The organism is Marinobacter daqiaonensis, from assembly GCF_900115285.1.
Classification (GTDB): domain Bacteria; phylum Pseudomonadota; class Gammaproteobacteria; order Pseudomonadales; family Oleiphilaceae; genus Marinobacter; species Marinobacter daqiaonensis.
In genome coordinates this window covers 679245-693542 of sequence record NZ_FOYW01000001.1, presented here as the reverse complement: position 1 = coordinate 693542, position 14298 = coordinate 679245, and the positions used below count along the sequence as shown (strand labels likewise).

The 14298-nt window shown below is 57.2% G+C and carries 13 protein-coding genes; 8 read left to right on the top strand and 5 right to left on the bottom strand.

What is annotated here, in order from left to right:
- Positions 1–580: 580 nt before the first annotated feature.
- Positions 581–1132: a glutathione peroxidase gene (locus tag BM346_RS03185; RefSeq protein ID WP_092008839.1), complete on the bottom strand. Its 552-nt coding sequence runs from the start codon at positions 1130–1132 to the stop codon at positions 581–583.
- Between the two features lie 215 nt (positions 1133–1347).
- On the opposite strand from BM346_RS03185, the gene BM346_RS03180 reads away from it, so the two are divergent.
- Positions 1348–3750, top strand: a complete 2403-nt coding sequence (locus BM346_RS03180; protein WP_092008838.1) for a Lon protease family protein — start codon at positions 1348–1350, stop codon at positions 3748–3750.
- Entirely contained in the window at positions 3743–4606 is an 864-nt protein-coding gene (locus tag BM346_RS03175) for a universal stress protein (protein ID WP_167812690.1), read from the top strand. The genes BM346_RS03180 and BM346_RS03175 overlap by 8 nt, the downstream gene beginning before the upstream one ends.
- Positions 4607–4839: 233 nt before the next feature.
- Here the strand turns inward: BM346_RS03175 and BM346_RS03170 are convergent, their stop codons facing one another.
- Both BM346_RS03170 and BM346_RS03165 read right to left on the bottom strand, forming a co-directional pair.
- On the bottom strand, positions 4840–5199 hold the full coding sequence (locus BM346_RS03170) for a hypothetical protein (RefSeq protein ID WP_092008836.1): 360 nt from the start codon (positions 5197–5199) through the stop codon (positions 4840–4842).
- A 52-nt stretch (positions 5200–5251) separates the two neighbouring features.
- On the bottom strand, positions 5252–5521 hold the full coding sequence (locus BM346_RS03165; RefSeq protein WP_139229895.1) for a hypothetical protein: 270 nt from the start codon (positions 5519–5521) through the stop codon (positions 5252–5254).
- Positions 5522–6036: 515 nt separating this feature from the next.
- On the opposite strand from BM346_RS03165, the gene BM346_RS03160 reads away from it, so the two are divergent.
- The 6 genes from BM346_RS03160 to BM346_RS03135 all read left to right on the top strand — a co-directional run bounded on the left by BM346_RS03160 (position 6037) and on the right by BM346_RS03135 (position 12360).
- Positions 6037–7137 (top strand): endonuclease/exonuclease/phosphatase family protein, encoded by a 1101-nt coding sequence (locus BM346_RS03160; RefSeq protein ID WP_092008834.1) that lies wholly within the window; start codon positions 6037–6039, stop codon positions 7135–7137.
- 146 nt (positions 7138–7283) lie between these two features.
- Positions 7284–8018 carry a DUF4396 domain-containing protein gene (locus tag BM346_RS03155; RefSeq protein WP_092008833.1) on the top strand — a complete coding sequence of 245 codons (735 nt, stop codon included), beginning with the start codon at positions 7284–7286 and terminating at the stop codon, positions 8016–8018.
- A 2-nt stretch (positions 8019–8020) separates the two neighbouring features.
- Positions 8021–8701, top strand: a complete 681-nt coding sequence (locus BM346_RS03150) for a YrhK family protein (RefSeq protein WP_092008832.1) — start codon at positions 8021–8023, stop codon at positions 8699–8701.
- A 221-nt stretch (positions 8702–8922) separates the two neighbouring features.
- Positions 8923–10290, top strand: a complete 1368-nt coding sequence (locus tag BM346_RS03145; protein ID WP_092008831.1) for an OmpP1/FadL family transporter — start codon at positions 8923–8925, stop codon at positions 10288–10290.
- Positions 10291–10357: 67 nt separating this feature from the next.
- Entirely contained in the window at positions 10358–10675 is a 318-nt protein-coding gene (locus BM346_RS18020; protein ID WP_092008830.1) for an EthD family reductase, read from the top strand.
- Between the two features lie 23 nt (positions 10676–10698).
- Positions 10699–12360 (top strand): PQQ-dependent sugar dehydrogenase, encoded by a 1662-nt coding sequence (locus tag BM346_RS03135; protein ID WP_092008829.1) that lies wholly within the window; start codon positions 10699–10701, stop codon positions 12358–12360.
- 23 nt (positions 12361–12383) lie between these two features.
- On the opposite strand, the gene BM346_RS03130 is transcribed toward BM346_RS03135, so the two are convergent.
- Both BM346_RS03130 and BM346_RS03125 read right to left on the bottom strand, forming a co-directional pair.
- On the bottom strand, positions 12384–12821 hold the full coding sequence (locus BM346_RS03130; protein ID WP_092008828.1) for a globin family protein: 438 nt from the start codon (positions 12819–12821) through the stop codon (positions 12384–12386).
- A gap of 207 nt (positions 12822–13028) precedes the next feature.
- Entirely contained in the window at positions 13029–14282 is a 1254-nt protein-coding gene (locus BM346_RS03125; RefSeq protein ID WP_092008827.1) for an MFS transporter, read from the bottom strand.
- Positions 14283–14298: the final 16 nt, after the last annotated feature.

The window sequence follows — 14298 nt, the reverse complement described above, 5'->3', positions numbered from 1 at the left end:
CCAGATGCGAGATGTCATGGACGGACTAGGACAGGCATTGGCAAAAGAAGCCTCCCGAGAGTAATCGTTGGGGTTGGCGAAGCGCAGTGAATCGGACAGAAATGCTCGCAAAGAGCTTTTAGCGACAGGTTTGGCCCAAAACTCGGCCAGTTGGCCAGTTGGCCAGTTGGCCAGTTTAGGACCGATAGCTGTCCAGGGCCATCGCCAGTAATGGATAGGGAAGGGTGAGAGCGTTACGTCAGGCCGCGGATCGTCGCCCATCCAGGTGAACCCCGCCGGTTATCCTGATAACGGGCTTCAAACTCGGTGGCTTCGACAAGCCCCTTGTCTGTGCTGAGCCCCAGCCGTTTCAGAATCGGTGGCTGATGCTCCGGGATATGGCCGCGCTTGTTGGGATTGATGATTCGCCCAGTGAAATCCACCAATTCCAGGTAGTCGCTCAGTGATAACAGAATTTCCAGCTATGGTCTGTTCCTGACAGCGCCTTCGACATGAAGTAACGGCGTCAGGGGAAGAGGAAACTGCTTCAGAAATAGCTGTTCGCTCTGTGCCTGGATTGCCTTTGCCACAAACGGTCGGGTTAAAGTACCGACTCTACAGCCTTGATAAGCTCTGGGTCGTCTGGCCCGACGCTGCTCGGAAAAGACCTGATCACATTGCCCCTGGCATCGATCACGTATTTGGTAAAGTTCCAGCGAGGAGGTTCACTCTGCTGGTTAATGTTCCGGAAAACCGGATTGGCCCCGGCGCCGGTCACGGCGCTTGGTGCGATCATTGTGAAAGTGACTCCGAAGTTTATGAAACAGACATTGGCGGCTTCCTCCTCCGAATCCGCTTCCTGCCGGAAGGTGTCACTGGCGAATCCAACAACCACCAAGCCCTCATCCGCGTAGCGATTGTGTAGTGATTGCAACCCCTCAAACTGGCCCGTGTAACCGCAGTGACTGGCGGTGTTGACGACCAGAAGGGGTTTGCCTGCGGCGATATCACAAAGATTGATTGTTTCGTTGGAATGAAGTTTACGTTGGTCGTGGTCAAGAAACGATGGACAGGTTTCGGCAGCTACTGAAGACGCGAACACCGATCCGGCGATAAACACGGCCGTGGCCAGATGTAGTCTCAAACGATTCATAACCGATTACCCGCCTGTTCATGACGCGATTTTAGAAACCATAGGTCTGATCTTACGCTTTTGGCAATCAGGACAACAGCCTCCGCCCGGTCACCCAGTGCGTGACCAAAAAAGTGAATTTGATCATGCACGACACATCCAGTGTTTCCCGTCTATCCTTGAGATAAATTCCTCGCAGTTTCCCGGGCTGCCCGTCACTCATCAGGAGGATGTTGATGTCACTACCCACGCCCTTGACAGCGGAACAGGTCTATCACCAATGCCCCCTCGACCAGCTGGATTTCGATACCACTGACGCGCTCAAGGACCTGGACCTGCCCTTTGGCCAGGAGCGCGTGCTACGGGCCCTGGAGTTTGGCGCCAGCATGCGGGCGGACGGCTTCAACCTGTTTGTCCTGGGTCCCGCCGGTGCGGGCAAGCACGAGCTGGTGGAGCGTTTTCTGGCCAAACACGCTGAGGGGCAGCCTGTGCCTTCGGATTGGTGCCATGTTCACAATTTTGACTTCTCGGATCGGCCCAGGGCTATTGGTCTCGCCGCGGGGCAAGGGCGGCAATTCAAGAAAGACATGAGTGATCTTGCCGGGGAGCTGCGCACGGCGATTCCGGCGACCTTCGAAAGTGAGGAGTATCAGGCGCGTCTGCAGGAGCTGCAGGAGGAAATTACAAAGCGCCAGCAGCAGAGTCTGTTTGACATCCAGAAAGAGGCCAGCGCCAATAACATCGCCATGATAACGACGCCTGCGGGCTTCACCTTTGCGCCAATGCGAAAGGGGGAAGTTATTGATCCGGAGGACTATAAATCCCTCTCTGATGAGGAAAAGGCACTCATCGAATCCAAAATTGAGGAGCTCCAGAAGAAACTGCAGCAAGCCATCCAACAGTTTCCACGTTTACGGAAGGAGCTCCGGGAGCGGAGCCATACGCTGAATGAAGAGATGGTTCAACTGACACTTGGCGGTCCGATTAACGAGCTTCGCGAAAAATGGCGGCACGTTCCTGCGGTTGTCGATTATCTGGACGCCATACGTGAGGATGTGGTGGAACATGCGGAAGCGTTCCAGGACAGCGAAAAAGGGCCACCCAATGGTCTGCTGGACCGGTACAAAGTCAATTTGCTGGTGGACAATGCCGGGACAAGCGGCGCGCCTGTCATTTATGAGGACCTGCCGACTCATCAGCATCTGGCGGGCCAGATTGAGCATCGTGCCCGACAAGGCACCCTGTATACCGATTTCACACTGATAAAGGGTGGCTCTGTCCATCGGGCGAACGGGGGCTATCTGATCATCGACGCCCGTCGGATACTGAGCCAGCCAATGGCATGGGAAAGCCTCAAGCGCATTCTGTTTTCCGGCGAGATACGGATCGAGTCTCTCGAACGTCTCTATGGATTGGCCAGCACAATGAGCCTTCAGCCGGAGCCCATTCCGGTGTCAGTCAAAGTCGTTTTACTGGGCAACCGCATGCTGTATTACCTGTTGTCCCAACACGATCCTGATTTTCTGGATCTGTTTAAAGTTGAGGCCGACTTTGAGGACGATCTCAATCGGGATGACGAGAGTTATGGGCTCTATGCTCGCATGATTGCCACCATCGCGCGGCAACTGAAATGCCGGCCACTGGGCCGGGCTGCTGTGGCAAGACTGATAGAGCATGCAAGCCGCCTGGCGGCGGATCAGCGCAAGCTTACGGCACACGACCGGGTACTTCGGGATCTGGTCAGTGAGGCGGACCACTGGGCCAATCGGTCAGGTACCGCCACGATCGAAGTGGAGCATCTCCAACAGGCGATTGATGAGCGGGAGTTCCGTGCCAGCAGGGTTCGCGACCAGAGCCGTGAGCAGATCGCCCGTGGGATCGTGATGATTGCAACTGAGGGTGAAGCTCTGGGCCAGGTCAACGGGCTATCGGTGCTCAGACTCGGGGCTTCCATGTTTGGACGGCCAACCCGGATCACCGCCACCGCCCGCCCGGGCAAAGCACAGGTCGTGGATATTGAGCGGGAAGCCAAGCTTGGCGGGCCGATTCACAGCAAGGCTGTGATGATTCTCTCCCGCTTCCTGGCCAGCCGATACGGCGGTGATGGTGAGTTGTCGTTGTCGGCAAGCCTGGCGTTCGAGCAATCATACGGGGGCGTGGAAGGGGATTCCGCTTCCGTTGCGGAAACCTGTGTTCTGCTGTCGGCGATCAGCCGTCTGCCGTTACGCCAGGCGTTTGCCGTCACCGGCTCGATGAACCAGCATGGCGAGGTCCAGGCGGTGGGCGGGGTTAACGAGAAAATTGAGGGCTTTTTCGAGGTCTGTCGTGGGGCCGGAAAGGTTCGCGGACAGGGAGTCATTCTACCGGCCACCAATGTCGAACACCTGATGCTCAACTCCGAGGTTCGCAAGGCCATTGCCGACGGTGACTTCAGCGTATACCCCGTCACCCATATCAATGAGGCAATTGAACTTCTGACGGGTATGGACGCCGGCGAAGCGGATGAGAAGGGTAAGTTCCCCCTGGGGTCCTTCAACCGCGCAGTTGCCAGTCGCCTGCGCCGGTTCGCCGAAGCCAGCAAAAAGCAGGGCGGCCGCAAGGGAAGTCGTGAACGCCCTGGAGAAGAAAGCCGTGGTTAACACGGAAAAGCCCCAAGAGCAGGCTTCGGCCCGTGGGCGTGTGCTGGTGCTTATTGACGGTTCAAAAATGAGCTATGCCGCCCTGACGGCGGCTGCTGGCATTGCCGGTAAACGGAATGCCGACATGCTGGGCGTGTTTGTTGAGGAGTTAAACCTGGTGCGCAGCGCCGGGTACGGCTTTTCCCGCGAGGTTGGCTCGGTTTCCGGTATCAGTCGGCCATTTGATCCCGGCATACTGGAGCAGCGCATGCGGCGACTGGCGGATCATGCCCGTGTGGCACTTGCCGAGGCAGTGAAGCAGCGTGGAGGCAGGGCGGCGCTCAGTATTGCTCGTGGCCATGTGATTGAAGAGGTACTGGCACTGGCCGGCCCGGATGATCTGCTAGTGCTGGGTCGTGCTGGTTGGTCCTCCCCGGCTGGCGCTCGCCTGGGCTCCACGGCACGGAGGCTTATTCGGCAGGCACCGGGACAAGTGTTACTGTGGTGCGAACAGAGGTTGCCATACCAGAAACGGGTGGTTGTTTTCCTCAATGATCATGAAGAGGCAAACCATCGGGCTGCGCTGGCCGCCGCCGAGATTGCCCGGCATTATTGTCAGCCGGTGACGGTCATTCTGGAAACCGACGGCGAACCTGCGGCTGATCAGATCGAAGCGATCCGGCAGGATCTTGATGTGATCGGGCCAGGCACCCGATTGCAGATCCTGTCTGATACAAATCCTTTAACAGTAGCCCGTGTGCTCCGGGAGGAGCGAGCCTCGCAACTGGTAATCAGTCGGGAGTGCGCGCTCTTTAACGCACCTGGCGCAGAAGAGCTACTGGCAGCGCTGAGTCTCCCCGTCACCGTAACGCCCTGACAAACAGGAAACTGAAGGCAGCAATTCGAGCAGTCCTTTCCTGCGGCAAGTTTCATATGGAGCCATGATCTATTGATGGCTCGCAGGCAAGGGCGGTGAGGGCTCACCCTCTAGCAAGTCGTTGCAATTCGTTCCGGAGGTTTTTTAAGCGGGTTTTCAGGGGGGCGTTTACACGATTTGATTTACAGCCCCGAAGATCGGGGTAGCCGATCTCCGAAGGGTCGAAAAAGTTACTACTTGGTGGTTTCTTGAAGTTCGCCATAGTACCTGGCGAAGACCACGGGGCGGTCATTGATCCGGGCGGCATTGCCTACGGCAAAAATCTTGTCTCCTTTCTCGATCGCTTTATTGGCGTCGGATTGGACCCCCAGGTCTACAACTACCCGGCGCTTGTCCTTACCGCTCTCGAGCTTGACCAGATAATGGCCTGATCCAGCAGCCCCTGCGAGATTGACGTTAGTAGTGTCGACCACAGTACCCACCATCGACATGGTACCTTTTTTCATCCTGTCTTTCTGATCATCGCTGGCCAGCGCTGGACCTGCCAGGGCCAGAGACGTACTCAGTGCGATTGCAGTAATTACCGATTTCATAAGCTTTCTCCTTTAGTTCCTGCGAGTTGGTATGACCGTTCCCTGCCTGCGCTTACCACCAGTCCCACCACTCCTCTTCTTCTTCCCAGTTATCATCCTCGTAGTAGTAGTTCCAGTCGTCGTCCCAGTCATCGTCTTCGAACCAGGAATCCCAGTCGTCATCGTCGGTTTCCCAGTAGTAGTCCTGGTCGTAATACCCGTAGTCATCCTCGGTCCAGTTGTCGTTGTTCCAGTCGTCGGCCGCAACATAAGCAGGTGCCAGAGCGGTACCGCCTAACCCCAGCAACAGAACCAGCATTAAACTGATAAACTTCCTATTCATAGTCGCTCTCCTTGAATTTTTCAGGAAATATCGGCTACCCCACCTTCTCGTTGGCAAGGTCCATGCCACTGTTATTGGCTTCCCTTTAGCGTCCAGGATTATGAAATACTCAGGATCTGCCAAGGGTGTCGGAGAGGGAGATAGCGGGAACTTCGGGTAAAATTCTGATAAAGAGGACGTTTCTCAAACTGGGCGGCATCTGCCTGGATTTCTGATGTGGGAAGAGCAGTTCTGGAAAAATTTACCGACTCCCGGAAACATTTACTCGAGTTTCCAATAGATGAAAAATCGGTCAGATATATTTAAGTTCTGTCGAACCATCGAAAATATCTCCGAAAATCATCGCGCCAGCCTCCCATGGCCCGAGACCCGGAGCAGGCCGGGAGTCGCCCAGGATCAACCGGCCCATGCAGGAGGCTGACATGAGCTAGCCTATCCACAGGCCAACACTGATTGCTTACGGTAGGCAATGGCAGGGGATTGGCTGACGGACTGCAGGCAAAAGGAGAGGTCCTGTGACGCACGACTCGGGAAACGTCCACCAGAGAAGCGTAAAACACAAGGTCGGCTTTGGATTCGTCTTTTCACTTGTTCTTCTGTTCGCAACGTTGAGCTTTGTTCCGCTGATTGACACCAATCGCTGGTGGGTGCGGATTCTTGATTTTCCCCGGCTGCAAGAGGCGGTAGCGCTGCTGATACTGGCCTTGCCAGTAATGCTCTATTTCCGGTACTTCCGGAACATGGCGGCCCTGGCGATGATCCTTATTTTCTCGGCTCTGGCCTATCATGGCTTTGTCCTGTTCCCTTACTTTCAGTCGGGAAAGGATTTTCCCGTTGCTGAATGCCGACCAGGAAGCACCATGTCGGTCATGATCGCAAACGTGAAAATGCGCAATGATCCTGACGGCCGTCTGCTCGACCTGGTCCGTCAGGTAGAGCCAGATCTGTTTCTGGCCATGGAGACGAATGAAAAGTGGAATGAGGCCCTGTCTCCGCTGGAGGAGACCATGCCCCATTCAGTTTCCCACGTCTCGGATTCTTCCTTCGGCATTCATCTGTTCTCCCGGCTCTCCCTTGAATCGCCAAAGATCAGGTTCCTGGCGGGGCAGGACACCCCCCAGATTGTCACAGGGGTAAGGCTGGCCAGCGGAGAAACCGTGGATTTTCTTGGAGTTCATCCGCGCCCGCCCACACCCCGGCAGTCAAATACGACGTTGGGCCGCGACGCGGTGCTCTTCAAGGCAGCTTTGCTCCTGCGTGAGAGCGAGAGGACCGGTATCGTTGCGGGTGATTTCAACGCGACGCCCTGGGAGAGTGCCGTCAAACGGATGCGCCAGATTGGCTATCTTGAGGAGCCGCGCCGTGGCCACGGCTATCTTCCCACGTTCAGTGCGAACTCCGTGTGGATGTCCTGGCCACTGGACCACATTTTCCACGAGCCAGGGTTTGCTACGCTTTCTCTGGAGCGGCTACCATCGTTCGGGTCCGACCATTACCCGTTCCTGGGAAAGTTCTGCCGCATCAGTGGACACGATGCAAGGCCGCCACCTCAGACTGATAGAGAACTCATCAAGGAAGCGAAGCGGGCAATAGAGGCCGCGAAAAACAGCGGCTAATCCAGATCAGGCTACTGCATCTTCCGCTTTCGCTTGGTGGGATACCGCACCGACGTTGCCACCAGGGCCAGGTAAGGCTAGGTAAGGCCCGCAGTGACAAGTCGAGGGCGAAACGTGTTTTACGAAAACAGGAAAAGGAGTTCCAAATGTTACCTGATTGGCTATACGTCGTTAGCTGGATATCGTTACTGACAGGTTTTGCTTGCGCCGGGTACATCACCCTGGATGTGATCCGCCATCCCCAGCATATGAGGATCATGAACTACGTCTGGCCGATATGCGCCTTATTCGGTCATGTGTTTATCGTTGCTTTTTACCTCAGTTACGGCCGCCTGGCGGCTCACGAAATAGCTCACCCGGCGATGGAAAAGAACGAAACTCCACCCCACGTGCAACAGACGCCTTTCCCGTTGAAGGTCGCCAAAGGCACTCTCCACTGTGGCAGTGGCTGCACGCTGGGCGACATCATCGCTGAGTCCGTGGCGTTATTTTTTCCAGTCATTGCTATCTGGTTCGGATGGAAAACAATTTTCGACGAGAAAATATTTGCGGTCTGGGGCTTTGACTACCTGCTGGCCTTCATCCTGGGTATTGCCTTTCAATACTTCACCATTGTACCGATGCGCGGACTGTCCCCTGGCAAAGGGCTGGTGCAGGCTACCAAGGCAGACTTTCTGTCGTTAACTGCATGGCAAATCGGAATGTATGGCTTCATGGCATTTGCCCACTTTTATCTCTTTGCTGTCGTACTGAACTATAAACTGGCCGTGTCGTCAGCGGAGTTCTGGTTCATGATGCAGATCGCCATGATTTTTGGCTTTCTGACGTCTTATCCCGTTAACTGGTGGCTGATCAAACGAGGCACCAAAGAAGCAATGTAGTTATGGCCCATCACATTACAAATCGAAAACGCAGCTACAAGTCAGGATCGACGAGCTTCTTCTGGGAGGGACTAAATGCCTCTACCTACATCGTCGGAGCACTTTGCTTCGTCATGGGCAGCGTCTTTTTTCTGCCCGGCTTTGATGAGTATTCTACAGCAGGCCCGTGGCTGTTCATTATCGGTTCGCTGAGCTATCTGGGAGTTACGCTGCATGATTTCGTCGAAACGGTGATTTACTACCGCCACAACAGGCAACGGGGCCTCAAGACGACTCTCGAATTTCTTACCCTGACTGGCCACGTTACCGCCAGCGTTCTATTCCTGCTCGGTAGCGTTTTTTTTCTGCCGGGTGTGTTCAGCGAAGCCTTGGCGGCCTGGTGCTTCATCATTGGCAGCGCGCTTTTCGCTGCCGGCGCGACGATCAGTGTGACTCAGATCACTGAGGCAGGAACGATGATTTGCCTGCAACTCCTGAACGCCGTTGCTATCTGTTTCATCATTGGCTCGATTCTGTTTCTGATCCCCTCGATTCCCTACCTCTGGCGCTCGGGCCACCTGAACCTCCCCCAGATACTGTTTACCTATCTGGCCGGTCAGTTCATTTTCGCCAGCGTACTGTTCCTTACAGGCGGTTTGGTCAACTTCTATCGCGCCTATCGAATGCACTATCATCACGCCTGAAAACCGGGACAGTTCTGTTTCAAGGGCCATCGAAACATAGATCTTTCCTGATTTTTTGTCGTTTTGACCTGACGCGCTGGTTTTTTGTGACACCTTGGCTAAGCTCAGGCAAGGTCAGGCACAAATAGCGGTTTCCCCCAGAAGCCTGAAGCTACTTCCTGGATACCGGTTCCGCTTCTGTGCTCCCGGCATGTGCAAACGTACCGACGGAGTGCCAGTCTATGAAACCTCAAAACGGATTCAGAATAGCTGTTGCAGCCGCGGGGCTGATGGGGCTGATTCCTGCGGCCTCACAGGCATCCTCGTTCCAGATTCTCGAACAGAGTCCTGCCAGGCTGGGCACCGCTTTCTCCGGCACTGCCTCAGCGGCCAACGACGCGACCACGGTCTTTTTCAACCCGGCTGGAATGACGGAGCTGGGTAGACGGGAAGTCTCAGCGGCAGGTCACCTGATACATGTCGAATCAAGCTTTGACAATGAGGGCTCAACGGCTGCCGATGGCAGCCCCCTTCAGCAGCCCCTGAGCGGGAGCAGCGGCGAAACCGACGAGATGGGGTTTGTCCCGAATCTCTACTTCGTGCAGCCGATTGCCGACCGCTGGCGTTTCGGTCTGGGCATCAATGCCCCTTTTGGTCTGGTAACGGAATACGACAATGGCTGGATCGGACGTTACCACGGCACCAAAAGTGAACTTCAGGTTCTCAATATCAACCCTACCTTCGCGTTTGAGGTCACCGGCCAGCTTTCCGTTGGTTTTGGGCTCAGTTACCAGCGCATCGATACCACCCTTGAGAACGAAGTGGACTCCTTTGCGGCCTGCCTGGCCGCGCCTGGCGCCACGGCCCCGACCTGCGCCGCGGCTCACGGTGGACCGGGCAACCGTCCAGCGGACAGCAGCGTGGAGATCGAGGGCGATGACAGCGACGTGGTGGCGGACCTGAGCGTCCATTGGCGGCCACTCCAGGGAACTCGTGTCGGCCTGGTATGGCGCCAGGGCGGGGACTTTACCATCGAGGGTGATGCCGACTTTTCGCCTTCGTCCACCTGTGCCTCGGATCCCGCCTGCAGTGCCACGGGTCAGGCCATTGACGGTAACGTCGAAGCGGACCTGGAACTACCGGACACACTCACCCTGAGCGCCTCACACCGGCTGACTGAAGCATGGCAGCTTCACGCTGACATCGCATGGACCGAATGGAGCTCCGTAAAGGAAATCGGTATCGTCAACATCGACAGTAACCAGACCATCGACAATCTCAATCTGCAATACGATGACACCATGCGTTATGCCCTGGGCGCCAGCTTCGAGCCCCAGGGACCGTGGACCTGGCGTTTCGGTCTCGCCTTCGACGAAGCGCCCCAGACTGACCAGGAATTTGTCAGCGTTCGCATTCCCGACCAGGACCGATTCTGGACCAGTGTCGGCTTCAACTACGCTTTCTCCCGCAACGCCTCGGTGGATGTCGGCTATGCCCACCTCTTCGTGGACGACAGCCAGATCAACAAGGTCGAGCAGGGTAATCGGCTGCGGGGTAACTTTGACTCTCAGGCGAATATTGTCGGGATTCAGGCCAACTGGCGGTTCTGAGCCAGCGTTTTACGCTGCCCCGGGGTTTCCCCGAGGGCAATGGCACCTCTGCAGAGGAGAGATCGCAATGATCAGGGTCACCATTCTTTATCCCAATGAGCAGGGCGCCTGGTTTGACCTGGGATACTACCTGGATTCGCATATACCGCTGGCTCTGGACAGACTCGGCTCCGCGGTGAAAGGGGTATGGGTGGATCATGGCATCGGCGCGGGCAGCCAGGGACCCCGGCCACCATTTTTCGCGATGTGCCATTTTCTTGCTGACTCGTCAGAGGCCTATGAGAAAGCCCTGGACCCGCACCGGGAAGAGCTGGCGCAGGACATCGGGAACTACACCAACGTCAAGCCGCTCATCCAGTTCAGTGAGGTACGTCTTTCCCGCTGAGGCGGCCAAACGCAAGGAATCGCATGGCCATTGACTATCTGACTCACAAGACGCTCAAGAACTCCTGGCGGGTGCTGGGGCGCAATCTGCTGCCCTGGCTGCTCGCCGTGCTGGTCACCTCCGTGCTCGGCTCGCTGGTTCAGTCCACGCTGAATCTTATCAATGTCCTTGAGATGGGAACCTACTCGACCTGGGAAGAATGGCGGCGGACGATCATCCAGGACCTGATCACGTTCGCGCCGTTCTACGGGTTGATCGTCGGCGTCGCGTTCCTGTGTGCCTTTCCCGGGGCGTTATGGCTGGCGCGCAAATGGCCCGGGTTGCGCTCCGTACTGCTGGGCACTTCGGGTGCCGTGGGCCTGGCCGTCGCGTTCCTCGCCGCCAACGAGGTGTCCGCGATTCCGACGCTGATCTCGGCAACACGTAACATCGTCGGCTTCGTGGCTATGATGGTGACTGGCATTATCGGAGCATGGGTCTTTGCGCTCACCAGCGGCCGGCCGGAGTTCCGCTCCCAGAAAGGATTCACCTGGACTCACCTGGCGTTTCCGATCGTCATCCTGATCGCTGCGTTTGCCCTCCATCTTTCGATGCGGCCGGAGCGCCAGCTGAAAATCGACGATTATCCGCTGGAAAACTACCGGGTCGCCATCCTCGTGGACGGCCTCGACCAGCCGTGGAGTATGGTGCAACTCCCCGACGGGCGGCGGCTGGTCACCGAACGTAGCGGCAACATCCGCATCATTGATGTCGAAGGAGCGCTCCTCAAACAGCCGCTGGAGGGTGTTCCCGAAGTATTTATCGGCGTCCAGGGCGGATTGCTGGACATGGCGCTTTCACCGGATTTCGAGCGGGACCGAACCATCTTCCTGAGCTATGCCTGTGGCTCAAGCGACGCCAACAATCTGTGTGTCGGGCGCGGCGAGCTCCATGGCGGCGAGCTGCGAGACTTCCGGCGAATCTTCCAGGCTGAGCCGCTGAAGGACACCGGCGTCCAGTTCGGCTCGCGCATAGAGTTTCTTCCCGATGACACGATGGTCGTGTCGGTTGGCGACGGTTTCGACTACCGCGAGGATGCTCAGGACCTGGGCAATCACCTCGGCAAACTGGTCCGGCTGAACATGGACGGCTCCGTGCCGGAGGACAACCCGTTCGTCGGACAGGAGGGTAAGCGGCCAGAGATCTACAGTTACGGGCATCGAAATCCGCAGGGACTTTTCTACCACGCCGAGTCCGGGCGGCTGTACGAGAGCGAACACGGGCCCTACGGTGGCGACGAGGTCAATATCATCGAGCCCGGGGTGAACTACGGCTGGCCGCTGGCGACCGAGGGCATAAACTATCCCGGCTCCAGCATTACGCCCCATGAAGAGCTTGAGGGCATGCGGGGGCCCCTGAACCACTGGACACCTTCGATCGCGCCGTCCGGCATTACGGTTTACCGGGGCGATGGTTTTCCGGAGTTCAACGGCGACCTGCTCGTCAGTGGTCTCGCCGGCCGCGGCGTGTTCCGGCTGAAGCTCGAAGACGGCGATCTTGTATCCGACCAGCGCCTGTTTCACGAGCTCGACAAGCGCATTCGCGACGTCGTCGTCGGCGAGGAGGGTGAACTCTACCTGCTGACCGACGGGAAATCCGGCGAGGTCATTCGCATCGACCCGGCAGACGACGTTGAGGCGGACTGAGAGCAGCCGATCCGCTGTCAGACTCAGGCCGATCTCCGGGGCTCCGAAGGCACGCCGGAATGGTCGTATTTGAACTTCAGATAGGTGATGCCAGGGCTCAGTACCAGTCGCCAGGCCAACTCCACGTCATCGTCGCATTGGGAGTCAAACTGTCGGATGGTTGCGATCAGGCTCTCCAGCCAGAAATCGTAAAGGGCGGGGATGACGTTGTAGCGACGTGCGCTGTGACTGTGGCCAATCTCGACCAGGACACCGTCAGCGGATCCCGTGGCATAGAATACCACCATGGAGTAGAACGACTTCTTGAGCATGCGGCGCTGGGCCACCATGTCGGTATGGTAGAACTTCTGCCGTACCAGGCACGAAGAGGCCAGAAAGCGTTGGTAGAAGGCCTCGAAAAAGGCGTCGCCCTGCTGGCGGATGCGTTCGTAACTGCTGTCAAACAGGTTTTCAAAATACATGGTGCGGGTGCTCGAACTTATGGGTGATCAGTGTTCGGACACAGCGTAAGACCGACAACCACTAGAAAAGACGAAGTGTGCCACGGTTCGTGTTTTTAAAAAACTATACCAAATGGCCCTTTACAGAAGCTTAAGACTTGTGAAGGGGCGGCGACCCTCAAGGGCGCGCCTTGCCATGAAAAAAATGATGGGTGAAGCTGCCCAGGGTCAGGATTCAGACCGGATTGGCTCCCCCTCCTCATCCTGAAGCTGGTAATCGTATGCCGCCTGGAGGCCCGTCTCTTCCTCAATCTCCTCCACGGGCTCATGTTCGATGTGGCGCGGGTAGAGTGGCGACAGGAGAGCCACCAGGATGCCAATCGCAGCGAACATGGCAAACGCATCGGCGTAACCAAATCTGCTCACCAATGTGCCGAGCAGGGGTGAGCCGGTTGCCTGTCCGAGCGATACGGCCATGAAAGGGAACACTGGCCCCAGCGCCAGTCGGCCCGGCAGTAAGCGGATGCCGGTCATGAGATAGAGGCCTGTCAGGCTCATGTACGCCAGCCCGAAGACGAGGGCGGAAAACGCCGCAATCAGCAACTGGCCAGGGCTGGCGGCGAGCAGCGCCAGGCTTGCCGCCAACATCATCAGCATCAGTGCATGGGTGATCGCGGGATTGTTGCGATCGGCGAGGTCGGCCACCACCGCTCCGCCAAGACCGGCGATACCAACCGCCAGCCAAAGCCATCCGGTTGCAGTCGGTGGGAGGTCGCCGAGCGTGACCACCAGGTCCGGCGCGAAAATCCAGTAGGCGGAAGAGACGAAACCCATGACAAATGCAAAGAGCGACAGCCTGAACAGGCGCGACCATTGCAGGGCATTGATCGGAGGCGGGGGTGCGGCGTCCGATGGGATGATTCTCGACACGGAGGGTATGAAATACCACGCAGCAACCACACCGATTCCGGCGAGTATGGCAAAGGAGAGATACGCGTAACGCCAGGCGCCGGCCAGGAAGAGGACGGCCGGTACGGCAACGGCCACGCCAATACTGGTCCCCGCGTTCATCACCGCACTAACGCGCCCATGCAGGGAACGGTTTACCAGCGCCTGCATGGCAGCTGTCAGGGCTGGCATCATCAGGCCGGTACATATACCGCAGGCAAACACACCTGCACCTAGGGAAAGTGGTCCGGAGGACTGGCTTATCAGCGCCAGACCGACAACGCCGAAACCACCGGACAGCATGGCGGTATTGCGGGCACCGAGACGATCAGCGGCGAGCGGCGCCACCAGTGTTGCCAGCAGGAAACTGACGAGCGGCAATGCACCGATTATGCCTATCACGTACGGCGTTAATTCGAGTTCAGCGCGGATAGGGGGGACGAACAGGCCGAAGGCAAAGCGGGCAAGCCCGTAACTGATGGCAACCAGCGCCGCCCCGAAGAGCGCAAACCCTGTGCTCGAAGGAAACTTCATGCCGCCTCCGTCAGAT

What these genes read in the sequence shown, in the direction of transcription:
- BM346_RS03150 (WP_092008832.1), top strand. Translation starts at nt 8,021, where the DNA reads ATGGCCCATCACATTACAAATCGAAAACGCAGCTACAAGTCAGGATCG.
- BM346_RS03165 (WP_139229895.1), bottom strand. Translation starts at nt 5,521, where the DNA reads ATGAATAGGAAGTTTATCAGTTTAATGCTGGTTCTGTTGCTGGGGTTA.
- BM346_RS03130 (WP_092008828.1), bottom strand. Translation starts at nt 12,821, where the DNA reads ATGTATTTTGAAAACCTGTTTGACAGCAGTTACGAACGCATCCGCCAG.
- BM346_RS03180 (WP_092008838.1), top strand. Translation starts at nt 1,348, where the DNA reads ATGTCACTACCCACGCCCTTGACAGCGGAACAGGTCTATCACCAATGC.
- BM346_RS03145 (WP_092008831.1), top strand. Translation starts at nt 8,923, where the DNA reads ATGAAACCTCAAAACGGATTCAGAATAGCTGTTGCAGCCGCGGGGCTG.
- BM346_RS03155 (WP_092008833.1), top strand. Translation starts at nt 7,284, where the DNA reads ATGTTACCTGATTGGCTATACGTCGTTAGCTGGATATCGTTACTGACA.
- BM346_RS03125 (WP_092008827.1), bottom strand. Translation starts at nt 14,282, where the DNA reads ATGAAGTTTCCTTCGAGCACAGGGTTTGCGCTCTTCGGGGCGGCGCTG.
- BM346_RS03135 (WP_092008829.1), top strand. Translation starts at nt 10,699, where the DNA reads ATGGCCATTGACTATCTGACTCACAAGACGCTCAAGAACTCCTGGCGG.
- BM346_RS18020 (WP_092008830.1), top strand. Translation starts at nt 10,358, where the DNA reads ATGATCAGGGTCACCATTCTTTATCCCAATGAGCAGGGCGCCTGGTTT.
- BM346_RS03170 (WP_092008836.1), bottom strand. Translation starts at nt 5,199, where the DNA reads ATGAAATCGGTAATTACTGCAATCGCACTGAGTACGTCTCTGGCCCTG.
- BM346_RS03185 (WP_092008839.1), bottom strand. Translation starts at nt 1,132, where the DNA reads ATGAATCGTTTGAGACTACATCTGGCCACGGCCGTGTTTATCGCCGGA.